The organism is Acidovorax sp. 106 (assembly GCF_003663825.1).
Taxonomy (GTDB): Bacteria; Pseudomonadota; Gammaproteobacteria; order Burkholderiales; family Burkholderiaceae_C; genus Acidovorax.
Genome location: NZ_RCCC01000001.1, coordinates 3,370,137 through 3,394,087, shown reverse-complemented (window position 1 = coordinate 3,394,087; position 23,951 = coordinate 3,370,137). Strand labels below are relative to the sequence as shown.

General features: G+C 64.6%; 22 protein-coding genes and 1 tRNA gene. 16 read left to right on the top strand and 7 right to left on the bottom strand.

Annotation, left to right across the window (positions count from 1 at the left end; translation table 11 throughout):
- The 4 genes from C8C98_RS15120 to C8C98_RS15105 all read left to right on the top strand — a co-directional run bounded on the left by C8C98_RS15120 (position 1) and on the right by C8C98_RS15105 (position 2,924).
- A complete protein-coding gene (locus tag C8C98_RS15120) occupies positions 1–402 on the top strand; it encodes a group III truncated hemoglobin (protein ID WP_121454947.1) in 402 nt (133 codons plus the stop codon).
- Positions 403–467: 65 nt separating this feature from the next.
- Positions 468–1,430: an alternative oxidase gene (locus C8C98_RS15115; protein ID WP_121454946.1), complete on the top strand. Its 963-nt coding sequence runs from the start codon at positions 468–470 to the stop codon at positions 1,428–1,430.
- A gap of 42 nt (positions 1,431–1,472) precedes the next feature.
- On the top strand, positions 1,473–2,642 hold the full coding sequence (hmpA, locus tag C8C98_RS15110) for an NO-inducible flavohemoprotein (RefSeq protein WP_121454945.1): 1,170 nt from the start codon (positions 1,473–1,475) through the stop codon (positions 2,640–2,642).
- Between the two features lie 33 nt (positions 2,643–2,675).
- Positions 2,676–2,924: a hexameric tyrosine-coordinated heme protein gene (locus C8C98_RS15105; RefSeq protein WP_121454944.1), complete on the top strand. Its 249-nt coding sequence runs from the start codon at positions 2,676–2,678 to the stop codon at positions 2,922–2,924.
- Positions 2,925–3,112: 188 nt separating this feature from the next.
- Here the strand turns inward: C8C98_RS15105 and C8C98_RS15100 are convergent, their stop codons facing one another.
- Positions 3,113–4,291 carry a pyridoxal phosphate-dependent aminotransferase gene (locus C8C98_RS15100; RefSeq protein WP_121454943.1) on the bottom strand — a complete coding sequence of 393 codons (1,179 nt, stop codon included), beginning with the start codon at positions 4,289–4,291 and terminating at the stop codon, positions 3,113–3,115.
- Between the two features lie 558 nt (positions 4,292–4,849).
- On the opposite strand from C8C98_RS15100, the gene C8C98_RS15095 reads away from it, so the two are divergent.
- Entirely contained in the window at positions 4,850–5,671 is an 822-nt protein-coding gene (locus C8C98_RS15095; protein WP_121454942.1) for a hypothetical protein, read from the top strand.
- 54 nt (positions 5,672–5,725) lie between these two features.
- On the opposite strand, the gene C8C98_RS15090 is transcribed toward C8C98_RS15095, so the two are convergent.
- Together C8C98_RS15090 and C8C98_RS15085 are read right to left on the bottom strand one after the other, a co-directional pair.
- Positions 5,726–6,793 carry a response regulator gene (locus tag C8C98_RS15090; protein WP_121454941.1) on the bottom strand — a complete coding sequence of 356 codons (1,068 nt, stop codon included), beginning with the start codon at positions 6,791–6,793 and terminating at the stop codon, positions 5,726–5,728.
- Positions 6,790–10,611, bottom strand: coding sequence for an ATP-binding protein (locus tag C8C98_RS15085; RefSeq protein WP_121456291.1), 3,822 nt, complete (start codon positions 10,609–10,611; stop codon positions 6,790–6,792). Before C8C98_RS15085 ends, C8C98_RS15090 begins: the two co-directional genes overlap by 4 nt.
- Positions 10,612–10,888: 277 nt before the next feature.
- Here C8C98_RS15085 and C8C98_RS15080 point away from each other — a divergent pair, with 277 nt between their 5' ends.
- The 9 genes from C8C98_RS15080 to C8C98_RS15040 all read left to right on the top strand — a co-directional run bounded on the left by C8C98_RS15080 (position 10,889) and on the right by C8C98_RS15040 (position 17,261).
- Positions 10,889–11,191, top strand: coding sequence for an urease subunit gamma (locus C8C98_RS15080; protein WP_121454940.1), 303 nt, complete (start codon positions 10,889–10,891; stop codon positions 11,189–11,191).
- 169 nt (positions 11,192–11,360) lie between these two features.
- Positions 11,361–11,966 (top strand): HupE/UreJ family protein, encoded by a 606-nt coding sequence (locus C8C98_RS15075; protein WP_121454939.1) that lies wholly within the window; start codon positions 11,361–11,363, stop codon positions 11,964–11,966.
- An 88-nt stretch (positions 11,967–12,054) separates the two neighbouring features.
- Entirely contained in the window at positions 12,055–12,360 is a 306-nt protein-coding gene (locus tag C8C98_RS15070; protein ID WP_121454938.1) for an urease subunit beta, read from the top strand.
- Positions 12,361–12,448: 88 nt separating this feature from the next.
- Complete coding sequence (gene ureC, locus C8C98_RS15065) at positions 12,449–14,194, top strand: urease subunit alpha (RefSeq protein WP_121454937.1); 1,746 nt, start codon at positions 12,449–12,451, stop codon at positions 14,192–14,194.
- Between the two features lie 7 nt (positions 14,195–14,201).
- Positions 14,202–14,699: a GNAT family N-acetyltransferase gene (locus tag C8C98_RS15060; RefSeq protein ID WP_121454936.1), complete on the top strand. Its 498-nt coding sequence runs from the start codon at positions 14,202–14,204 to the stop codon at positions 14,697–14,699.
- Positions 14,700–14,831: 132 nt separating this feature from the next.
- The gene (gene ureE, locus C8C98_RS15055) at positions 14,832–15,518 is read left to right on the top strand and encodes an urease accessory protein UreE (RefSeq protein WP_121454935.1); all 687 of its coding nucleotides are present in this window, start codon (positions 14,832–14,834) and stop codon (positions 15,516–15,518) included.
- A 175-nt stretch (positions 15,519–15,693) separates the two neighbouring features.
- Positions 15,694–16,413, top strand: coding sequence for an urease accessory protein UreF (locus tag C8C98_RS15050; protein WP_121454934.1), 720 nt, complete (start codon positions 15,694–15,696; stop codon positions 16,411–16,413).
- 62 nt (positions 16,414–16,475) lie between these two features.
- Positions 16,476–17,153: an urease accessory protein UreG gene (gene ureG / locus C8C98_RS15045; RefSeq protein WP_121454933.1), complete on the top strand. Its 678-nt coding sequence runs from the start codon at positions 16,476–16,478 to the stop codon at positions 17,151–17,153.
- Between the two features lie 20 nt (positions 17,154–17,173).
- Positions 17,174–17,261, top strand: a tRNA-Ser gene (locus tag C8C98_RS15040).
- A 176-nt stretch (positions 17,262–17,437) separates the two neighbouring features.
- Here C8C98_RS15040 and C8C98_RS15035 read toward each other — a convergent pair.
- A complete protein-coding gene (locus C8C98_RS15035) occupies positions 17,438–18,499 on the bottom strand; it encodes an alkene reductase (RefSeq protein WP_121454932.1) in 1,062 nt (353 codons plus the stop codon).
- Positions 18,500–18,667: 168 nt separating this feature from the next.
- Between C8C98_RS15035 and C8C98_RS15030 the strand changes: the two genes are divergently transcribed.
- On the top strand, positions 18,668–19,210 hold the full coding sequence (locus C8C98_RS15030; RefSeq protein ID WP_121454931.1) for a MarR family winged helix-turn-helix transcriptional regulator: 543 nt from the start codon (positions 18,668–18,670) through the stop codon (positions 19,208–19,210).
- 70 nt (positions 19,211–19,280) lie between these two features.
- The gene (locus C8C98_RS15025) at positions 19,281–20,048 is read left to right on the top strand and encodes an alpha/beta hydrolase (protein ID WP_121454930.1); all 768 of its coding nucleotides are present in this window, start codon (positions 19,281–19,283) and stop codon (positions 20,046–20,048) included.
- Positions 20,049–20,241: 193 nt separating this feature from the next.
- Here C8C98_RS15025 and C8C98_RS21820 read toward each other — a convergent pair whose 3' ends face one another.
- From C8C98_RS21820 to C8C98_RS15010, 3 genes are all read right to left on the bottom strand, one after another.
- On the bottom strand, positions 20,242–20,832 hold the full coding sequence (locus C8C98_RS21820; protein WP_158600174.1) for an ABC transporter substrate-binding protein: 591 nt from the start codon (positions 20,830–20,832) through the stop codon (positions 20,242–20,244).
- Between the two features lie 122 nt (positions 20,833–20,954).
- On the bottom strand, positions 20,955–21,368 hold the full coding sequence (locus C8C98_RS15015) for a group II truncated hemoglobin (protein ID WP_370450410.1): 414 nt from the start codon (positions 21,366–21,368) through the stop codon (positions 20,955–20,957).
- A 60-nt stretch (positions 21,369–21,428) separates the two neighbouring features.
- Positions 21,429–23,948 (bottom strand): ABC transporter permease, encoded by a 2,520-nt coding sequence (locus C8C98_RS15010; protein WP_121454927.1) that lies wholly within the window; start codon positions 23,946–23,948, stop codon positions 21,429–21,431.
- Between the last annotated feature and the right edge of the window lie 3 nt (positions 23,949–23,951).

The following is a 23,951-nucleotide window of genomic DNA, read 5'->3' as shown; positions in this document are numbered from 1 at the left end:
ATGCTTATTGCTGAAACATGTCCGCCTCTAGCCCTGGACGAGGCCGGCATTTCGACCTTGATTGCTACTTTTTATGCCCGCGTTCGGGAAGACGAGTCGCTGGGCCCGGTGTTTGCCCGCGCAATACCCGAAGGGCACTGGGCAGAGCACCTCGGCCACATGAACGCCTTTTGGTCTTCTGTGATGCTGTCGTCCGGCCGCTACCACGGCAAGCCGGTGCAAATGCATGCCAAGCATCTGGATGTGCTCACCCCCGCCATGTTTACCCGCTGGCTGGAGCTGTGGACGCAGACCACCCATGAGTTGTTTTCGCCAGAGCAGGCCAGGTTGTTTGTCCACAAGGCCAGCCAGATCGCCACCAGCTTGCAATTTGCATTGTTTGATTCCAACACAGCGCCTTAGCCCTTCGCCCCTTCCGCACCCCACAGCCACCCCCCAACAAAACCCATCGTCACCCCGGAGCCCCCATGTCTTTTTCTACGCCCCCCATTGACCTGTCTGTTCACCATGCGCCCGGTGCTGCATCCGACCGCTTTGCACTGGCTGTGACCAAGTTGCTGCGCTGGTGTGCCGATACCTTTTTTGCCAAACGCTATGGACACCGCGCCATCGTTCTGGAGACCGTAGCCGCCGTGCCCGGCATGGTGGGCGCCACGCTCACCCACCTGCGTTGCCTGCGCCGGATGGAGAACGACAAAGGTTGGATCCGTACCCTGATGGAAGAGGCCGAGAACGAGCGCATGCACTTGATGACCTTCATCGAAGTGGCGCAACCTACCTTGTTCGAGCGCGTGGTGATCCTGACCGTGCAGTGGGTTTTCTACCTCGGCTTTTCGCTGCTGTACCTCATCAGCCCCCGCACAGCGCACCGCTTGGTGGGCTACTTTGAGGAGGAGGCGGTGGTCAGCTACACGCTCTACCTTGAGGAGATCGATGCGGGCCGGGTTGCCAATATCCCGGCACCGGCGATTGCCCGCCAGTACTGGGGCTTGCCCCCGTCGGCCACCTTGCGCGATGTCGTGCTGGCGGTGCGCGCCGATGAAGCCCACCACCGCGACGTGAACCACAGCCTGGCCGCAGAGCTCGGCGGGGCAAGCCCTGCAGGCAACCCTTCGCCCTACCCATGGCATGCCAGCACGACAGAGCTGACTCCCCAAGAAGCCGGCCCTTACCGCGTGACGGCGGATTTCACCCAGGACAACTTGCCGGCCGCTCTCCAGAAAGAACACAACACGGCCAAAGACGTGTGGGGCGTGATCCGCGTGAAAGAAGGCAGCCTCCGGCTGACCCACCTGGACACCGGAAACGTCGAGCTTCTCGATGCGCAGACGCCGGGCTATGTGACGCCGCTGAGCCCGCATTTTGTGGAGCCGGTGGGAGCCGTCAAGGTCTGTATCGAGTTCTATGACCACAACCCGCGCCGCCATTGATCAGTCCCCACCAACCCCGAACATCCACAAGAAAGAAAGCACATGCTGAGCACTGAACATACCGCCATCATCAAAGCCACCGTCCCGCTGCTGGAGACGGGCGGCGAGGCGCTTACCACCCACTTTTACCAAGTCTTGATGAGCGAGTACCCGGAAGTTCGCCCCCTGTTCAATCAGACGCACCAGCAACAAGGCACCCAAGCCCGCGCCTTGGCCAATGCGGTGCTGAAGTACGCACGCCATATCGACAACTTGGGCGCTTTGGGCCAACTGCCCGCGCAAATCATCCAGAAGCACGTGTCGCTGCAAATACTGCCGGAGCACTACCCCATGGTGGGCACTTGCTTGCTGCGCGCCATCCGCGAGGTCCTGGGCGACGCCATTGCCACCGACGCGGTGATCGAGGCCTGGGGCGCCGCCTACTGGCAACTCGCCAACATCTTGATCGGCGCAGAGAGTGCGCAATACGCCCAAAACGCCGCTGCGCCCGGCGGATGGCGCGGTGCGCGCCAGTTTGCGGTGATGGAGAAGAAGGTGGAAAGCACTGAGATCACCTCCTTCGTGCTCGCCCCGGTCGATGGTGGCGCGGTGCTGAACTACCAGCCCGGCCAGTACCTGGGCCTCAAGTTGCTCATCAACGGCCAGGAAGTGCGTCGCAACTACTCACTCTCCCAAAAGGCAGATGGCCGCACCCTGCGCATCAGCGTCAAGCGCGAGCCCGATGGCGTGGTATCCAATTACCTGCACAAGCAAGTCGAGGTAGGCGTGGTGCTCGATGTGTTTCCACCCGCCGGCGAGTTTGTGCTGGGGGCGGGCACCGCACCTCTGGCCCTGATCAGCGGCGGCGTGGGCATTACCCCCACCTTGGCCATGGCAGAAACAGCGTTGGAGCAAGGTGAGCGGGATGTTGTGTTTATTCACTACGCACGCAACCCCGAGGTGCATGCGTTCAAGGAAACACTCGCTGCCTGGGCGCGCAAGTACCCGCGCCTCAAGCTGCACCTGGCCTATGAGGAAGGCGCCACCGAAGGCGTTGCCTGCGGCCGCCCCAGCCTGGCGCACATCCAGCAATGGGTGCCGGCAGACGCCGATGCCTACTTCCTCGGCCCCAAGCCCTTCATGCAGTGCATCAACCGGGCGCTGGCTGACCACGGACTCCCCACCGAGCGGCGCCACTTTGAGTTCTTCGGCCCCACCGAAGCACTGAACTGAACGCAGACCACCCCCCTACACAAGGAGCACCCTATGAGCGACCTCTGGCTTCCCACCCTGATCACCGCCAATCCCCAAGAGGGGTTTGCGCTGGCCGTCACCCTGAGCCGACGCGGTGTCAAAACCACCCAACCGGACACCGATGTGCTCAAGAAATTGCGCCCGGAATATGCCAACGATGCCAATGGCCTGACCGCAGCCTCCCAGGTCATCGCCATCAACTTCCAGACCGTGGCCGCCGCCAATCAGTACTGGCGACATCTCGAAGCGGCGACGTCCTAAACGCTCTTCAATCGGCTTTGTTGCACAAACCAACCTTATTGCGCTGGTTGCCTCAGCGCAATGAGCGAATCCAAGGGTCCAAAGACCCGCTGCAAGAAGATCCCTGGGGACGATACAAGCGGGCAACCAGAGTCCAGCACGCGCCCTGAGAACCTGAGGCCTGCATTCACAGCACCAGGGCCACTTTGTCAGGGGGCAAGCTGCCGCTCACGCTCGAGCCATTCGCGCAGGCGACGCACGCCCTCAACCAGCCGCCCCACATCCTTGGAAGCAAAACACCAGCGCAGCCAGCCCTGGGCCTCGGGGCCGAAGGCATCGCCGGGGGCAAGGCCCAGACCAGCCTCGGCCACCAGGCGCTTAGCAACGGCCATGGAGTCATCAAACCCTTCGAGCCGAAAAAACGCATACATGCCGCCATGTGCCGCAGCCACCTGCACGCCAGGAATGGCCGCCAGCAAGGGCACCAAGGTGTCGCGGCAGGTTTTGAAATGCGCCACCACGCGCGGCGTGATCTCTTTGCGGTAGGCCAGCGCGGCCAGTGCCGCGCGCTGGGTGAACACGCTGGCGCACGAGGTGTTGAACTCAATCAGCTTGCCCATGGCATCGACCAGCGCCTCAGGCAGCACCAGCCACCCTAGGCGCCAGCCGGTCATCAAAAAGCTTTTGGAAAAGCTGTGCGCCACCAGCAGACGATCGTCGGGCGAGGCCACGTCGAGGAAGCTGGGCGCGCAGCCGTGGACGGTGGGCTCGTAGTAGAGCTTTTCGTAGACCTCGTCGGCCAGGATCCAGGTGCCGGTGCTGCGGCAATGCGCCAGGATTTGCTGCTGCTCGTCGCGCGTGAGCGTCCAGCCCGTGGGGTTGTTGGGCGCGTTGACGATGAGCAGCCTGGTGCGCACCGTGATGGCGCCCAGCAGCGCGGGCAGGTCCAGCCCCCAGGCACCGCCCTGCGGCCGCAGCGGCACGCAGCGCACCTGCGCCCCCATGATCGTGGGCTGCGCCACCAGGTTGGGCCACACGGGCGTGACGATGACGACCTCATCGCCTGCATCCACCAGCGCCTGCACCGCCAGCATCAACGCGCTGACCCCGCCCGAGGTGACCACGATGCGGCCTGCAGCCACGCCTGCCGTGGGATGCGACTCCCCCATGTACTGCGCCAGCGATTCGCGCAGCTCGGGCAGGCCGCAGTTCTGCGAATAGAAGGTTTCGCCGCTTTCCAGCGACTCGATGGCAGCGCGGCGGATCAAGCCGGGGGTGACTTCATCGCTCTCGCCAAACCAGAAGGCCAGCACGTCTTTGCGCCCCATGCCAGCGTTGGCGATTTCACGGATTTTGGAAGCTTCCAGATGGGCAATGACTTGGCGCATGCGGCGGGGTCCTTCAGCGGTGGGTAGATCAAGCGAGGCAAGGGCCCCAATGTAATTCGGCTGAGGAGGCAGAAACCCATGTTGCCTCCTTTTCCCTTCTGTGCGGAGCAAAGGCACATGCCCTGGGAGCGTTCCGTCCTTGCAAAACATCTTCTTTCACTATAAAAAAGATAGCTTATTGCGCTTCATAGACGGGCCTTAGACCCAGATAGGAAAGACAGACAATCTTTTCGCGACGAGACACTCCCGCCCCAGTGCGAGGCAGCAAACGCTCCCACTATGGGCCACAAGGTCGCACCAAGACACCGCAGCATGAAGACGCGAGGTGAAAAGGCATCGCAAGGCGATCGAAGATGAACGATGCAGAACTGGAGCGAGCACGGTCCAGGTAGCCAATCAAGCCTCCTTGTGAAACAATCATTTGACAATTAAGCCATGGCTTTGCAAAACGCCTCATGCGCATCAGCCTCCAGCTTGATATGACTGAGAGACATAGGCACAGCCCCATTTGCCCAACCCTCATAGCCCTTCGTTGGCTCGTTCAAACACCACAACCTTATGTTCAAAGCCCGTCACTCGATTGCAGTTCTCCTTGCCGCAAGCACCGCCTTGCTCGCACCGATCACGGCACAGGCTCTCCAGCCAGAGTCGGGCATGTGGGCCGTCAATGGAGAGGTCACCGGAAAGCCAGGGCGTGGTCTGCAAATTGACGCTCAGGGCGGGCGCAATCTGATCGTGACTTACTTTGGTTATCGGGAAGATGGCTCGTCCATGTTCCTTCAGGCCAGCGGGCCCCGGCAGGACGATGGCACATTCACCGCTGAATTGGTCGAGTTCCAAGGAGGAAAAGCGCTGGGAGCCCCCGTCAGGGATGGACAGGTGCGCAAGGTGGTTGGCAGTATCTCCATTGCCTTTTACACTGCCACGACGGCCAGTGTGACGCTTCCCGGCGAAGCACCCGCAAGAATGACTCGGTTTCAATACGAAGACCACACGGCCCGCTTCAACCGTGAGGGCCGCTATGCCATCTCCTATGCCTTGTCCACCTTCGGCAGCCTGATACCTGCCACAGTGACCTTCAAACTGGAGAACGGCAACTTCTACATGAGTCGCTACAACAGTGAACTGGACACGTGTGAATACAGAGGGCTCTATGAACCCGCAGGCCGAGGCATCCAGGCCCAGGGCTTTGTTAACTGCAAACAGGCCACATCGTCGTCTTCAGACTGGTTCTGGACTGAAGAGATGGAGGTGGATGAACAGGGGTCGTATAGGGCCGTGATCTGGAGGAATATATTCAATCCTTCGGTCGAATACCACTACGGACTGTGCCAGGCAGCCGGTGTTTTCTTGACCCCTAATCGCTGCACCAAGCCATAGCGTACAAGGGTATCCCAATGGCACACGAGGAGGCCTCAGCCGCCTCGTTGCTACTCATCCTTCAAACTGCGGGTGCAACTGCCGAATCCGGTTCATAGTCATACCTGCCGCCGCCGTGCGCGTCTCTACCCCCAGCTTGGCAAACACGCGCTCCAGGTGCTTTTTGACGGTGGCGGGGCTAGCACCGAGGATGTCACCAATGTCGCGGTTGATCTTGCCCTTGACCACCCAGTACAGCACCTCGGCCTCGCGGGCGGTGAGCTTGAAGGACAGGCTCATCGATTCGATGATCTTCGCGTCAGACACCTCGCGCATCACGATGAGCCAGTCACCGCCGCCCGCGCTGTCGCCTGCCTGCTGGTGCAGGCGAAAGGTGAGGCGGCGCGCGCCCTGCTCTACCGCCAGGCGCGGTGGCTCGGCCAGCGACGCGGCCAGCAGCTCGGCGGCGTTGTCGGCCAGCACATGGCGGCGCAGCCAGGCCTGCACGGGCTCGGGGGCCCACTGGCCATAAGCAGTGGGTGTGCCATCGGGCCCCACCTCACCAAAGTAACTTTGCAGCAGCTCCCGCGCCAGCGGGGTTTGCCAGACGATGCGGCCGTCTGACGCGCGCACGGTGATGCTGGCGTAGCCAAAGGCGTCGAGCGCGTTGCGCGCCTCGCGGGCTTGGGCGGCGTCTTGCCGGGCCTTGCGGGCGGCGCCCAGGTGCACCTGCATGCGGGCCATCACCTCGCGCGGTTTGATGGGCTTGGTGACGTAGTCGATGCCTCCGGCCTCTAACGCGGCCACCAGGTGCTCGGTCTCGGTCAGGCCGGTCATGAAGATGATGGGGATGTGCGCGGTGGCGGGGCTGGCCTTCAGGCGCCGCGCGACTTCAAAACCGTCCATGCCGGGCATCATGGCGTCGAGCAGCACGATGTCGGGCAACGCCTGCGCAGCGCGCTGCAAGGCCGCCTCGCCATGCATGGCGACCAGCACGGTGTAGCCCGATTCGTCGAGTGCGTCGTGCAGCACGGCCAGGTTGTCGGGCACGTCGTCTACGATCAGCACCACATCGCTGTCGGCGCGGTCGAGCATGTGGGCGGGAGATGGCGGCATGGAGGGGGCCAGAGGGGGACTGTTCATGGTGAGGCTTCTTGCTCCAGGATCTGGCCCATGGCGTCGAACTGGAACTGCTGCGCCAACTGCCGCATGTGCAGCACAAAGGCAGCATGCTCGGGGTGCTGGCGCTCGATGTCGGCCAGCGCGTTGAGGATACCCCGGTAGTAACCCAGCGATACGGACTGCGCCAGATCGGCCAGCGCGGCTGCGGGCGGTGCTGTGCGCAGCCCGGCTGGGGCTGGCGCCGCAGATGAAGGTGCCGATGAAGGTGCTGAGTAAGGTGCAGATAGGGAAGGAGGTGCAGATGCCGCAGCGCCCGCATCCTGCGGCACGTCGCGCACCGGCCCGGGGCGCTGCCCGCCTGCTGTGGGCTGCCACGCTGGCAAGGCAGGCGGCTGGGGCACAAGGGCCACCGCAGGCGCGTCATCCAGCCACACCAGCTCCAGCCGGCGCTCCAGCCAGTCCAGCAATTCGCTGTGGCGCACAGGCTTGACGATGAAGTCCTCTGGGCGAATGCCCGCGTCGTTCTCCAGGGTCTTGTCAAAGGCGTTGGCCGAGACCACGGCAATGCAGGCGCCTGCCTCCTGCCCATGGTCGGGCGGGTCTTCAGCACCGCCACCAGTCGCCGCAGCCCAGCCCTGCGCGCGAATGCGCCGAATGGTCTCCCACCCGTCAATCCCGGGCATGGCCAGGTCCATGAAGATGGCGTGGGGGCGGTAGCCCGTGGCCAGCAGGTCCAGCGCATCGTGGCCGCTGGCGGCTTGGCGCAGCTCAAAGCCTAAAGGCTCCAGCAACTGGCGCAGCAGCTCGCGGTCGGGCTCTTCGTTGTCTACCACCAGAATGCGGCGGCGCTCGCCCGCGTAGCCGGTGCGGGGCCTGGGCGCGCGCAGGGCCCGCAGTGCAGGCGCGGCCCAACCGCCCTGCTTGCCCAGCGCGTCGGCATGCACCTCGGGCAAAAAGAGTTTGACGTGAAAGACCGAGCCCACGCCGGGCTGGCTGGTCACCGTCAGCTCGCCGCCCATCAGCGCGGTGAGCATCTTGGCAATGGTCAGCCCCAGGCCCGCACCGGGGGCGCCCGCTGTGGCGCTGCTGCCGCCCGAGCCGCCGCGCGTGAAGGGCTCGAAGATGCGCTCAATCTCATCCACCGACAGGCCGGGGCCCGTGTCCTGCACATCGATGCGCGCCATTTCGCGGGCATAGCGCACGCGCAGCGTGACGGTGCCCTGCGCGGTGAACTTGATGGCGTTGCCCAGCAAGTTGATGAGGATTTGCCGCAGGCGCTTGTCGTCAGCGCGCACCACCTCGGGAATCACGCCCTGCACATCAAACACAAAGGCCAAGCCCTTGGCGGCGGCCTGCAATTCAAACAGGCCGGCCATCTCGTGCAGGCCATCGGCAAAGCGCATGGGCGCTACATCGAGCGTGAGCTTGCCTGATTCGATGCGGGCAATGTCCAGCGTGCCTTCGATGAGCGAAAGCAAATGCTCGCCCCCCCGGCGAATCACATGCACTGCCTGCTTGCGGTGCGCAGGCACCGTAGGGTCTTCGCCCATCAATTGCGCATAGCCCAGGATGGAGTTCAGCGGCGTGCGGATCTCGTGGCTGATGGCGCTGATGTAGCGGCTCTTGGCCTGGTTGGCCTGGTCGGCGGCGCGCTTGGCTTCTTCAGCCACCTGGCGGGCTTGCTCGGCCACGCTGCGGGCGGTCTGCAGGGCTTCGTCGGTCTGGCGGTGCAGGTCAATTTCTCGCACCAGCAGGCCGGTCTGGCGGTTGGATTCTTCTTGCGCCACCTGGCGGCTTTTGTGCGCCAGCACCAGCCACCACGCCACGATGCCCGAGATGACCAGCAGCGCGAGATACGCCTTGAGCAGGCCCGAGCGCAGCGCCACCTCGGGGGCGGCCAGCACTTCGGTGTCGGTCATGGCCTGGGCGATGGTGTTGAGCTCTTGGTGGTACAGCAGGCCCATCACGGCGGCCAGCAGCGGGGCAATCACCAGCATCAGCAGCAAAAAGTGCCCCAGGCCCGTGTCCAGATAGCGCCACACCGCGCGCGGTAGCACCCAGCGCAGCGCGGCAGACCATTGCACCGCCATGCTGGCGTGCGGCTTGCACAGGTCGCCGCAGCGGGCATCCAGCGTGCAGCACAGCGAGCAGATGGCGCCCCGGTAGGCGGGGCACTGGGCCATGTCGGGGGCTTCGTATTCGCGCTCGCAGATCACGCAGCGCTGCACGGTGTAGCGCACATAGCTGCCACCGTCGCCACCGGTGCCGGTGCCGGTGCCGACCTGGCCGCTGACCGGCCCGTGCATGGGCACCGCCACCGGATCAGGTACCGGGTCGGGTACCGGCTCGCTGCGGCGGGCAATGTAGTACTTGCCCTGGGTGGCCCAGGCAATGAGCGGCGCGGTGACAAAAGCCACGGCCATCGCAATCACCGCCGAGAACGCCTGCGGCAGCGGGCCAAACAACCCCAAGTGCGCGCTGATGGACACGCTGGACGCCAGCGCCATGGCCCCCACGCCCACCGGGTTGATGTCATACAGGTGCGCGCGCTTGAATTCAATGCCCTTGGGCGACAGGCCCAGCGGCTTGTTGATGACCAGGTCGGCCACCACCGACATGATCCAGGCGATGGCGATGTTGGAGTACAACCCCAGCACCTCGCCCATGGCGCGGAACACGTTCATCTCCATCAGCATGAAGGCAATCAGCGTGTTGAACACCACCCACACCACCCGCCCCGGGTGGCTGTGCGTCAGGCGCGAGAAAAAGTTGGACCACGCCAGCGACCCCGCATAGGCGTTGGTCACATTGATCTTGAGCTGCGACACCACCACGAACAGCGCCGTGGCCGCCACCGCCCAGCTGTAGTTGGGGAAGACGTATTCATACGCCGCCAGGTACATCTGGTTGGGGTCTACCGCCCGGTCCACCGGCACCATATGGCTCAAGGCCAGGTAGGCCAGCAGCGCCCCGCCCAGCATCTTGAGCACACCCAGCACCACCCAGCCGGGCCCGCCCACCAGCACGCCCAGCCACCAGCGCCCGCGCCTGCCCGGCGTGGGTGCAGGCATGAAGCGCAAATAGTCGGCCTGCTCCCCCATCTGGGTGATGAGGGCAATGCCCACCGTCAGCGCCGCACCAAACATGGGCAGTTGAAAGCGATTTCCTAGCGCGGATTCACCACCATAGTGCGAAATACCGGAAAACGCACCAGGATCGCGCATCAGCACCACCCCAAACGGCACCACCAGCATCACCAGCCACAGCGGCTGCGTCCACACCTGCAGGCGGCTGATGGCCGACACGCCGTGCGTGACCAGCGGGATCACCACCAGTGCGCAAATCAGGTAGCCCCAGCGCGGCGGAATGTCGAGCGCCAGCTCCAGCGCATAGGCCATCACGGCGGCTTCGAGCGCGAAAAAGATGAACGTGAAGCTGGCGTAGATCAACGAAGTGAGCGTGGAGCCGATGTAGCCAAAGCCCGCGCCGCGCGTGAGCAAATCCATGTCCACGCCATAACGCGCCGCATACACGCTGATGGGCAAGCCCGCCAAAAAGATGATGAGCCCCGTGGCCACAATGGCCCAGAAGGCGTTAATAAAGCCATATTGCACCAGCAGCGTGGCCCCCACGGCTTCCAGGATCAGGAACGACGCTGCCCCAAACGCCGTGTTGGCCACCCGCCACTCCGACCACTTGCGAAAGCGCTGCGGGGTGTAGCGCAGCGCATAGTCTTCCATGGTCTCGGTCGCTACCCAGCTGTTGTAGTCGCGGCGAACCTTGACGACCTGCTGAGGGGGCTGGCTGGGGTCGGCGGGGGTTGCGGGAAGCATGGACATGGGGTGCCAGGGTGCAGGTTCCATGCCACAGATTCCTTGGATGGCGTCGGCACCATGGAACGGGAAACCACCGTTCGGGCTGAGCCTGTCGAAGCCTTGCGCGGCGCTTCGACTGCGCTCAGTGAACGGCTCCAAACGGCTACAAGCGGCTCCAGTCAGTTCGGACCAGCCCCATCACTCCGCCCTAACTTCGCCGCACCTGCGCCCTCTGGCGTATGGCGGGCACGGGGCTTGCTGCCTATGATGGGCTAGCGTCCACTCAATCACTCGGTACACCATGGAACTGACCCCTCGCGAAAAAGACAAGCTCCTGATCTTTACCGCTGCCCTGCTGGCCGAGCGCCGCAAGGCCCGGGGCCTGAAGCTCAACTACCCCGAGGCGGTGGCCCTGATCAGCGCCGCTGTGATGGAAGGCGCGCGCGATGGCAAGACCGTGGCCCAGCTCATGAGCGAAGGCCGCGCCGTGCTGACCCGCGCCGACGTGATGGACGGCATTGCCGAGATGATTCCGGACATTCAGGTCGAAGCCACCTTTCCGGATGGCACCAAGCTCGTGACGGTGCACCAACCGATCTTATGAAGCCCCCCTGTGTCGCCTTCGGCACCTTACCCCGAGGGGGACGCAACCGGTGGCCTGGCAAAGCCAGTTGCACGGTGGCACTGGCGCAATCCAGCGCGCCTCGCACTACGCCTGTCCACCAGACGCCAGGGCGCTGACACGGCCCGCCCCCTTTTTTGGAGATTCACCCATGCTTTCCACTCGCACCAAATCCGCTCTTATTCTGATAGCTGCCAGCGCTTTATCCATGAGCGCTAGCGCCCATACAGGCGTAGAAGCGCACAGTCATAGCGGTTTCATCAGCGGCTTTTTACACCCCCTGTTCGGGCTGGACCACCTGGCCGCCATGGTGGCCGTGGGCCTGTGGAGTGCGCTGGCAGCGCGCAAGGCCGGGCCCGAGCTGGCCTGGGGTCCTGTGGGCTTTGCCACCATGCTGCTGGTGGGCGCAGTGATGGGCCTGCAGGGCGTGGCCGTGCCTGCGGTCGAGCCGATGATTGCGGCCTCGCTGCTCGTCACCGGCCTGCTGGTGGTGTCGCGCCTGCGCGTGCCGGGCCTGGTGGCTGCGCTGGGCGTGGGGGTGTTTGCCGTGTTCCACGGCGTGGCGCACGGGCTGGAGCTGGCGGGCGAGGCCAGTGCCTGGCCCACCCTGGTGGGCATGCTCGCAGCCACCGTGCTGCTGCACTGCGCGGGCCTGGCCGCAGGCTGGGCGCTGCGCCAGCGCACGGTGTGGATCAGCCGCACCGCAGGCATGGCCGTGGCGGTGATGGGCGGTGCCCTGCTGATGCAGGTGGCGTGATGGCACGGGCCCTCTGCGCGCTTACCAAGCCGACAAGCCCCTCTCCCGCCAGGGGAGAGGGTGTAAACCCAACCATGGATAACTGACCATGATCCCAGGCGAACTCATCACCGAACCCGGCGAGCACCCGCTCAACACCGGCCGCCGCACCTTGACCCTGGTGGTGCGCAACACCGCCGACCGGCCCATTCAAGTCGGCTCGCACTACCACTTTGCCGAAACCAACAACGCCCTGGGCTTTGACCGGACGGCTGCACGCGGCATGCGGCTGAACATCGCGTCTGGCACCGCCGTGCGCTTTGAGCCTGGGCAGGAGCGCACCGTCGAGCTGGTGGACTACGCGGGCGAGCGCAAGGTGTACGGCTTTCAGGGCCTGACGCACGGCGCGCTCTGAACATTGAAACAAATCGGCCTCTAGCGCTTGATAAATAAGCGCTGGCAGCTATCAAAAACATAGTATCCAGTTCTTGCGGAGCAACCCCATGGCAACCATTGGACGACGCGCCTACGCCGAAATGTTCGGCCCCACCGTGGGCGACCGCCTGCGCCTGGCCGACACCGAACTCATCCTTGAAGTCGAGGCCGACTACACCTTGCGCGCGGGCAGCTACGGTGAAGAAGTGAAGTTTGGCGGCGGCAAAACCATCCGCGACGGCATGGCCCAAAGCCAGCGCACCAATGCACAAGGGGCGGTAGACACCGTACTGACCAACGCCTTGGTGATTGACCACACCGGCATCTTCAAGGCCGACATTGGCCTCAAGGCAGGCCGCATCGCCGCCATCGGCAAGGCAGGCAACCCCGACACCCAGCCGGGCGTAGACATCATCATCGGCCCCGGCACCGAGGTCATCAGCTGCGAGGGCAACATCGTCACCGCAGGCGGTATCGACAGCCACATCCACTTCATCTGCCCGCAGCAGATTGAGGAAGCCTTGGCCAGTGGCGTGACCACCATACTGGGCGGCGGCACCGGCCCCGCCACGGGCACGCTGGCCACCACCTGCACGTCAGGCCCCTTCAACATGGAGCGCATGCTGCAAGCGGCCGATGCCTTCCCGATGAACATCGGCTTTTTGGGCAAAGGCAACGCCAGCCTGCCCGATGCGCTGCACGAGCAGATCAACGCGGGCGCCATCGGCCTCAAGCTGCACGAAGACTGGGGCACCACGCCCTCGGCCATCAGCAACTGCCTGGACGTGGCGGACGAGACCGACACGCAGGTGGCCATTCACAGCGACACGCTCAACGAATCGGGCTTTGTAGAGAACACCATTGCCGCCGTGGCCGGGCGCGGCATCTGCGCCTTCCACACCGAAGGCGCAGGCGGCGGGCACGCGCCCGACATCCTGCGCGTGGTGGGCGAGGACAACTTCCTGCCATCGTCCACCAACCCCACCATGCCCTACACGCACAACACGCTGGACGAGCATGTGGACATGCTCATGGTGTGCCACCACCTCGATGCCAGCATTGCCGAAGACCTGGCCTTTGCCGAAAGCCGCATCCGCAAAGAGACGATTGCCGCCGAAGACATCCTGCACGACCTGGGCGCTATCAGCATGATGAGCAGCGACAGCCAGGCCATGGGCCGTGTGGGCGAGGTCATCCTGCGCACCTGGCAGACAGCGCACAAGATGAAGGTGCAGCGCGGCTGGCTGGCCCCCACTGCAGGCCGCGATGAGCTGGCCGAAATCCTGCAGCGCAACGACAACTTCCGCATCAAGCGCTACGTGGCCAAGTACACCATCAACCCCGCCATTGCCCACGGCATTGCCCATGAAGTGGGTTCGCTCGAAGTGGGCAAGTGGGCCGACATCGTGATCTGGAAACCCGCGTTCTTTGGTGTGAAGCCCGCGCTCATCTTGAAGGGCGGGCTCATCGCCATGGCCGCTATGGGTGACCCGAATGCATCCATCCCCACGCCGCAGCCGGTGCACTACCGGCCCATGTTTGGCGCATTTGGCGGGGCCGTGGCCAAGACCTCGCTCACCTTTGTCTCGCAAGCAGGGCTGAACGCAGGCATTGGCGAGCGCTTTGGCCTGACCAAGCGGCTGTCTGCCGTGCGCAATATTCGCAGCGTGCGCAAGCAGCACATGGTGCACAACAGCTACACGCCCAAGATGGAAATCGACGCGCAAACCTACACCGTGCGTGCCGACGGCCAGCTGCTCACCTGCGAACCCGCCACCGTGCTGCCCATGGCCCAGCGCTACTTTTTGTTCTGAGCAACGCATGGCTACCCACCCCACCTTGCTACACATTCGCCTGGACGACCTGAGCGACCCGCGCATCGAGGCGTTCATGGAGGAGCACCTGCGGGACATGCGCGCCACCTCGCCCCCCGAAAGCGTGCACGCGCTGGACATGGTCCGGCTGCGCCAGCCCGAAATCCGCTTCTGGACCGCTTGGCTGCCTGACGACGCTGCCGCCGCCCCGGGCCGGCTGGTGGGCACAGGCGCCCTCAAACACCTGGGCGACGGGCATGCCGAGCTGAAGTCCATGCGCACTGCAGCGGCGGTGCGCGGCCAGGGCGTGGGCCGCGCGGTGCTAGAACATATCCTGGGCCAGGCGGTAGACCTGGGCTACGAGCGCATCAGCCTGGAAACAGGCAGCCAGCCGTTTTTTGAGCCTGCACACCAGCTCTACCTGCGCTACGGCTTTATCGACTGCGAGCCCTTTGGCAGCTATGGCCCAGACCCGCACAGCCGCTTCATGACACGGGCGCTTTAGAACATTGGCACTGTTGCACCGGGGCATGGCCAGGCGGCGCCACAATGCGGGCAGCACACACTGTCACGCCCAGGGTCTGACACCCCACCCGAGCCGCAGCCCGAGCAACACCCCTATACCGACCGCACCACCATGATCCAGGTTTCCAAACTCATCCCCCAAAGCCAAGGCCTGGCCCCCGTGCTGCTCAAGCGCGCCAGCACCGTCGAACTCGACTGGGACGTGCGCCAAAAAAGCCGCTTTTCCACCACCGACTCGGCCGGGCGCGAGCTGGGCGTTTTCTTGCCGCGTGGCACCTTTGTGCGCGGCGGCGATGTGCTGGTGGCCGAAGACGGCTCGCTGGTCCGCGTGGTCGCAGCACCGCAGCCGGTGCTGGTCATCACCCACTGCCAACAACACGGCACTGCGTTTGACCTGACCCGCGCCGCCTACCACCTGGGCAATCGCCATGTGCCCATCGAGCTACAGCCCGACCACCTCAAGATCGAACCCGACCATGTGCTGGCCGACATGCTGCGCGCCATGCACCTGATCGTGACCGAGCAGCACCTGGCGTTTGAACCCGAAGGCGGTGCGTATGCCGCAGGGCATGGCGGCGGGCACCACCACGGGGGTCATGGACATGGGCACGACCATCACCACGGTCACGACCCCGACCATCCACACTCACATGCCCACGATCATGGGCAAAGCCACGATCACAGCCATGCCAGCGCCCCCGCTGCAACTGCCGCAGCCCCTGCCCGTGGGCGCACCGTATCCATCCCGGTGGTCGCCCAAGGGCATGTGCACGGCCCCCACTGCAACCACGACCACTGAGCTGGCAATGGGCCGCACGCAGCGCAACCCCCTCTCCGTTCGGGCTGAGCCCGTCGAAGCCAGGGCACCCGTCGAGCCCACTCCATCCGTTCGGGCTGAGCCTGTCGAAGCCAGGGCGTGCTCCACGCGCCACCTCGCCCCACACCCCCAGCCACTGGGCTAACCCACCGCCACCATGCGCACCGACCGCCCCACGCCCCTGCCCGCCGCCAGCTTCTTGCAGCTGATGTGGCTGGCCTCCCCAGCGCTGCCCGTGGGCGGTTTTTCGTATTCCGAAGGGCTGGAAAGCGCCATTGAAAACGCGGGCCTCGCCAGCGAAGCCGCCGTAGGCGACTGGCTGCTGGACCAGCTGCACATCACCCAGGCCCGTGGCGACATGGCCCTCATCGCCAAGGCCGTAGGTGCCTGGCGGCGCGGCCACGGCGGCGACCTGGCGCATGTGCGCGAACTCAACGACTGGGTGCTGCACACCCGCGAAACGAGCGAGCTGCGCCTGCAAACCGAGCAAATGGGCCGCTCGATGGCCGACTGGCTGCGCAACCAGTACCAAGGCGACGAGGCCCTGATGCCCGCCGTGCGCCACTTGGCCGCCTTGCCCCCCACCTACCCCGTGGCGTTTGCTCTGGCCGCCTCCGTCACCCAAGCCCCCGTGCGCGATGTGCTGCTGGCCTACGCCTTTGGCTGGGCCGAGAACATGGTGCAGGCCGCCCTCAAATCCATGCAGCTGGGCCAAAGCGCAGGCCAGCGCATCCTGGCCCGGCTGGCAGACGCCATTCCGCCCGCCGCAGACCACGCCATCGGCCTGATGGACAGCGAGCGCCAGGCCTTCTCGCCCATGCTGGCCATCCTAAGCGCCCAGCACGAAGTGCAATATTCAAGGCTTTTTCGCTCCTAGCGCAAGCAATATAAGCGCTAGAAGCTATCTATTTAATAGCAAATTACGCCACAAAACACACCATGACCACCGCACTGCACCACATCCCGAACCGCACCAAAAACCTGCCCCCGCTGCGCGTAGGCATTGGCGGCCCCGTAGGCTCCGGCAAAACCACGCTGCTGGAGATGCTGTGCAAGGCCATGCGCGACGACTACGACCTCATCGCCATCACCAACGACATCTACACCAAGGAAGACCAGCGCCTGCTCACCGTCAGCGGCGCCCTGCCCGCCGAGCGCATCCTGGGCGTGGAGACCGGCGGCTGCCCCCACACCGCCATTCGCGAAGACTGCTCCATCAACTTAGAGGCCATCGACCGCATGCTGGGCGAGTTCCCCAACGCCGACATCGTGTTTGTGGAAAGCGGCGGCGACAACCTGGCCGCCACCTTCAGCCCCGAGCTGAGCGACCTCACCATCTACGTCATCGACGTGGCCGCGGGCGAAAAAATCCCCCGCAAAGGCGGCCCCGGCATCACCAAAAGCGACCTGTTCGTCATCAACAAAACCGACCTGGCCCCCCACGTAGGCGCCAACCTCGATGTGATGCGTGCCGACACCACCCGCATGCGCACCAACGCCCAGGGCCTCAAACCCTTCTCCATGACCAACCTCAAAACACTGGACGGCCTGGCCGAAGTCATCGCGTTCATCGAGACACGCGGCATGCTCACCAAAACCGCCCGCGCAAGCAGCTAGAATACGCAGCTTCCAAATCTGGAGACTTGGGTGAGTGGTTTAAACCAGCAGTCTTGAAAACTGCCGACGGGCAACCGTCCGTGAGTTCGAATCTCACAGTCTCCGCCAGGACCCCTTATCGATTAGCAGGTTGAGGTTGAAGCAAAGGCTCCGCCCCAACCTCCCCACACAAAAAAGCCCTGCCACTTCACTGTGGCAGGGCTTTTTCTTTGGCCTTCGCGCAACTTCAGCTAGCGCCGGGCGCGTTCACCGCAGCGCTGCGCGCGGCAGCGCGAGAAGGTGGCTTACGCCGCCATCGTGGGGTAGTCGGTGTAGCCGACAGGGCCAGGCGTATAGAACGTATTGGCGTCGGGCGCATTCAGTGGCGCGCCGGCCTTGATGCGTGCGGGCAGATCGGGGTTGGCCAAGAAGCTGGTGCCAAAGGCCACTGCATCGAGCTTGCCGTCGGCAATGGCCTGGGTGGCTTCTTCGGCGGTGTAGCCCATGTTGCCGACCAGCACGCCTTGGTACTTGGCGCGTGCCACGGTCATCACATCACCGTGCTGGGCTTGGAGGAAGTCTGCGCGCATGACGTGCAGATAGGCCAGCTTGTAGGCGTTGAGCTTTTCAGCCAGGAAGCCGATCAGGGCCACGGGATCGCTGTCTTTCATGCTGTTGAAGCTGTTCAGGGGCGACAGGCGCAGGCCGACGCGGTCGCTGCCGATGGCAGCGGTCACGGCAGTCAGCACTTCAAACAGGAAGCGTGCGCGGTTTTCCATGGAGCCGCCGTAGCCGTCGGTGCGGTCGTTCGCGCCATCGCGCAAAAACTGATCGATGAGATAGCCGTTGGCGCCGTGCACTTCCACGCCGTCAAAGCCTGCGGCAATGGCGTTTTTGGCGCCCTGGACGAAGGCAGCCACGATGGCGGGAATTTCAGTTTCTGTGAGCACATGGGCGGGTACGTGCGGCACCTTGCCCGTGGGGGTGTGGATGTCGCCCTCCACTGGCGTGGCGGTGGACGAGACGGTGCGTGCACCGTCGTTGATGGCAGGGTGCGCGGCCCGGCCTGCGTGCCAGATTTGCATGAAAATACGGCCGCCCTTGGCATGCACAGCCGATGTCACTTGCTTCCAGGCGGCAACTTGCTCGTCGGAATAAATGCCAGGCTCTGCGATAAAAGCCGAGGTGTTGGGGGCCACCATCGTGCATTCGGTGATGAGCAAACCGCCGCTGGCGCGCTGGGCGTAATACTCGGCCATCATGGCGTTGGGCATGTGGCCCGCGTCTGCGCGTGCACGCGTCAGGGGTGCCAGCAGGATGCGGTTGGGAAGTGTCAGGGCGCCGACTTGCAGAGGGTGAAATAGCATGGGATGGATCGTGGTCAGGGTGGAAAGAGGCCGTGAGCGCAGTGCGCTGGCAGGCCAAAGCAACTGGGTTGAGTGCACAACTATATGCATTTGGCAAAACCATTGAGCACTCAAGTGAATAGCAGAGTGTGCTTGGACGGGGCTTGAGGCTGGGGGACAATCTGACCGATGAAAAACCCGTCGACCACCGACATGGGCCCTGAAAACCCCTGCAGCTACCAGAGAGAAACGCTGGGCGATTTGCCGTGCACGAACATCTCGATCCGGCGGGCGGCCCGCAGGCTGGCATATCTGTACGACGAGGCTGCGGAGTGTGTGGACTTGAAAGCAACCCAAGTCACCCTGGCGGGCACGATCGACCAGATGACCGATGTTCAAACGGCCCTGGGCCCCACGCTGCTGGAGTTGGCTGGCGCGCTCGCGATACAGATTTCGGCATTGACGCATGCGCTAAGGCCTTTGGTGCGCGATGGGCTCGTCGCCCTGCAGCCGGATGCCCAAGACAAACGCACCAAGCGTGCTGCACTCACCGAGCAGGGCAAGGCCCGACTCAAGCAGGCTTTGCAGGCGTGGTCTGCCGTGAACCACCGCGTGGAAGAGGTGCTGGGGCCTGAGTCTGCAGGCCTGCTGAGGGCACTGGCAGATCAGGTGGCGTCGGACGGTTTTTTGCTGGCGTACCGGGACGCAGCCGAGCGGCAGCAGGCTAAATAGACTCTTTACCCCTGTCTACTGCATAGATCACGCGGCAATCCATGCCTGGCCTTGTTTTGCCCCGACTTGAATGACCAAGCTATTGACCACCCTTGCCCTTTGGGCGCTGGCAGCCTTGTGCCACGCCGAGGGCAGCTTGCTGAAAGTGCCGACCCGCGATGGCGTCACGACTACGCTGTTCTGGGAGGCAGTGCCTGGCGCTAACGCCACGGTGCTGCTGTTTCCTGGAGGGGCTGGGGGCTTTGGCAAGGTGGAGGCAGGCAGGGCCACGGGGCAGAATTTTCTGGTGCGCTCTGCGCCCTACTTTGTGGCCAACGGGTTCAATGTGGCCATCTTCGGCCGGCCCAGCGACACGCAGGACCTGGGCTATGCCGACCGGATCAGCGAGACGCACATGGCCGATGTGCACAAGGTGCTGGAGTTTGTGAAGCACAAGGCGGATGCACCCGTGTGGCTGGTGGGCACCAGCCGGGGCACGATTTCTGCCACGGCGGCGGCGATTCATCTGCCCGGCGAGATGGCGGGGCTGGTGCTGACAGCCAGTGTGGTCAGCGACCAAAAACCTGGGGCCATCCCCAAGCAGGCGCTGGACCGCATCCGGGTGCCGGTGCTAGTGATGCACCATGCCCAGGACGCCTGCCCGTTGTGCAAACCACACGAGGTGCCTGCGATCTTGCGCGGGCTGACGAACGCGCCGGTCAAGAAGGAGATCATGCTCAATGGCGGCGCAAACCCCACGGGCCATGTGTGCGAGGCGCTGCACTGGCACGGCTTCATTGGCATGGAGCGCGAGGCGGTGGATGGGATGGCGGGCTGGATGAAGGCTCCACGGCCTTGAAGTGAGGGTAGCGCGAGGCCACTGAAGCCCAGGCAAAGCGAGCACCCCTCAACCCAAATGCGCCACATCGACTGGGTGGCCTGGTTCGCTTTTTGAGCGACCACGTAACCCCAACCCACCCTAATCCAGCTGCCAGCCCCTCAGCGCCCCGCCCTATTCCCCCCCGCCATGCAGGAGCGGGGCTTCATCGGCATTACTTGGCAGCAGCGCGGGCAGCGTCCGCCTTGGCTTTGGCCTCGGTGGCCTTGCGCTGCAACTCTGCGGCTTCCTTGTCCGCAGCTTCCGCGTCTTTGGGCTTGTTGGCTTTGCGTGCGGCCTCGGCGCGGGCTTTGGCTTCGTCGGTTTTGCGTTGCAAATCCGCCGCCTCTTTGTCGGCTGCCTCGGCTTCCTTGGCCTTCTTTTCCTTGTCGGATGGCGCAGTGGCACTGGCCAAGGCATTGCCTGCCATGGTGCCTGCCACGGCACCCACAGCGACGGCCCCCATGGTGCCCATCATGCTGGGCGCTGCTGCCGGTGCCGCAGCGGGTGCGGCCGACGGTGCGCCAGTGGCTGGGGTGTTGGCTGCCGTGGCCGGGGTGGTCGCTGCGGGTGCAGGATTGGTGGCTGCAGGTGCAGCGGGGCTGGCAGCCTTCGTCGCAGCCGGGGCTGCAGGCGCCGGGGCGCTGCGGGTGGGCTGCGCAGCTTTGCTACCACCCAGCCGCTTGGCGTGGGCAAGGTGCGGCGCCAGCAAAGCGGCCACGGCCAGGGCAGCAATAGCGGCAGATGAGCGGGAAGGTGTCTTCATGGGTAGTGTGTGATCTCTGACAACAATGACCGGGCCATTGTGCAAAGAGGCCCCCTCAAAACACCCGCATGGGCCTATGGGTGGTGGGTGTTTGGCGCGGTGCAGCCAGCACCACCCCTTCCCTACACGCCCTTGTTGCGCATCCAGTCGGCCGTGCCCATGAAGCTCTCGCGCAGGCGCGCGCGCAGGTCGTCGGGCACGCCCGTCTCGCCCATGGCCTGGTCCATGCAGGCCACCCACTGGTCGCGCTCTTTGATGCCGATGGAAAACGGCATGTGCCGCGCACGCAGGCGTGGGTGGCCGAACTGGTCGGTGTAGTACGAGGGGCCGCCCAGCCAGCCGCACAGAAACCAAAAGAGCCTTTGCCGGGCATTGTCCAAATCGGGACCGTGGGCTGCGCGCAGTTCGGTGTAGGCACTCTCCAGGTCCATCAGGTCGTAGAAGCGGTCGGTCAGGGCCTGCACGCGGGCCTCGCCCCCGATCCATTCAAAGGGCGTGGCTGGCGTGGCGGGGGTGGTTGGGTTCTCGTTATTCATCATCAAATGGGCCTCTAGCGCTTGATAAACAAGCGCTAGCAGCTCTACTTTTTATAGCAATTACTCGGCAGCGCGGCGCAGTGTCTCGACCACGGGGCGGCGCAGCACATCGCGCAGACCCCACCAGCCGGCCAGCAGGGCCAGTACGGCACCGGCCAAAGAGCCGACCAGTGGCACCCACAGCGATGCCGTCCAGGCAAAGTCAAACACGTAGCGCGCCAGCGCCCAACCCACGGCCACAGCCACGGTGCTGGCCAAAAAGCCCGCCAGCAGGCCCACGCCCAACAGCTCGGCCCGCTGCACCTGGCGCAGCAGGCTGGCGCGGGCCCCCACGGCGCGCATGATGGCGAACTCGCGGGCGCGCTCTTCGCGGGTGGCGGTGACGGCGGCAAACAGCACCACCAAGCCCGCTGCCAGCGTGAAGGCGAACAAAAATTCCACCGCACGGATGACCTGATCGAGAACGCGCTGCACTTGGGTGATGGTGCTGGCCATGTCCACGTTGGTGATGTTGGGGAATTGGCGCACCAGCGCGTTGTCAAAGCCCTGGGTTTCAGGGGCGCGGTACGCGGCCAGATAGGTCACGGCCACGCCTTCGAGCTGCTGCACCGGGTACATGACGAAGAAGTTGGCGCGCATCGAGCCCCAGTCCACCTTGCGCAGGCTGGTGATGCGGGCTTCGTTCTGCACGCCGCCGATGTCAAACAACACGCGGTCGCCCAGCTTGAGGCCCAGGGTCTGGGCAATGCCCTCTTCCACGCTCACGGCACCGGCTTCGTTGTCGGTCCAGCGGCCTGCCACGATCTGGTTGTGGTCAGGCTGCTGAACGGCGGTAGAGAGGTTGAACTCGCGGTCCACCAAGCGCTTGGCGCGGTCTTCGGTGTAGGTGTCCGGCCCCACGGGTTGTCCATTCACGGCCAGCAGGCGGCCACGGATCATGGGGTACCAGTCGTACTTGGCCACGCCGCTGGTCTGCAGGGTTTTCTGAAAATCGTCGGCCTGCTCGGGCATCACGTTGATGACGAAACGGTTGGGCGCATCGGGCGGGGTGGCCTGGCGCCAGCTGCTGATGAGGTCGGTGCGCAGCAGCACCAGCAGCACCAGGGCCAGCAGGCCCACGGCCAGGCTGCTGACTTGCACCACGGCATAGGCCGGGCGGGCCGAGATTTGCCGTGTGGCCAGCACCAGCCAGCGCGGGGCGGTGGTCTCATTCACGCTTTTGCGCAGCAGCTTCACGGCCACCCAGCTCAGGCCCGCAAACAGGGCCACGGCCCCAGCAAAGCCACCCACGGCGATGAGGCCCAGCTTGAGGTCGCTGCTCACGGCCAGCAGCAGCGCGGCAAAGCCCGCCACACCCACGCACAGCACGGCCAGCGATGCAGGCTTGAGCCCGCCTACGTCGCGGCGGATGACGCGCAGCGGCGGCACCTGGGCCAGCTGCAGCACGGGCGGCAGGCCAAAGGCAAACAGCAGCGTGAGCCCCATGCCCAAACCAAAGGCCACGGGCCACAGGCTGGGCGCGGGCAAGGCCGATTCCACCAGCCCGGCCAGCAGCATCACAAACACGTTGTGCACCAGGTAGCCCAGGGCCACGCCCAAGGCGCTGGCAAACAGGCCGATCAGCGCAAATTCGGTGGTGTAGGCGCCCGCAATGGTGCGCTGGCTTTGCCCCAGCACGCGCAGCATGGCCGAGGCATCGAGGTGGTCGGCCGCAAAGCCGCGTGCCGCCAGCGCCACGGCCACGGCCGAGAGCAGCGCGGCCAGCAAGGCCACGAGGTTCAAGAACTTTTGGGCGCGGTCCAGCGTCTGGCGCATCTCGGGGCGGCCGCTCTCTAGCGACTCGACCCGCACGGCACGCACCTCGGGCTTTTTGACTTCGGCATTGGCCCAATCAGCAAAGGCCTTGACGGCGGCGGGTGCCCCCGCCACGGCAAAGCGGTAGGTGATGCGGCTGGCGGGCTGCACCAGGCCGGTGGCGGGCACATCGGCCGCGTTGAGCAGGACGCGCGGCGCAAAGCTCATGAAGCCCGCACCCCGGTCGGGCTCGATGACGATGATGCGGGCGATGCGCAACTGGGCATCGCCCAGCAGCAGCTTGTCGCCCATGGCCAGGCCCAGCGCGTCCAGCAAGGGCGCATCCACCCACACGTCGCCGGGGGCGGGAATGTCCCGGGTGGTTTGCTCTGGGCCGCCCGGTGCGTTGGCCACTTTGAGGGTGCCGCGCAGCGGGTAGCCCGCCTCTACGCTTTTGAAGGCCACGAGCTTGCTGGCACCGCCTTGCGCATCGCTGGCGCGGCCCATGGTGGGAAAGCCCATGGTGCCCACAGTTTGCAAGCCCAGCGCACGGGCTTTGTCCACAAAGGCTGCGGGCGTGGGGTTGTCGCTGGCCACCACGGCATCGCCGCCCAGCAGTTGCAGGGCATCGCGCTGCAGGCCGCCTTGCAGGCGGTCGGCAAAAAAGCCCACCGAGGTGAGCGCGGCCACCGCCAGCGTGACGGCCACCATCAACAAACGCAGCTCGCCCGCGCGCAGGTCGCGCAGCAAGGTGCGCCAACCCAGGCGCAAGAAGGACAGATTCATGGG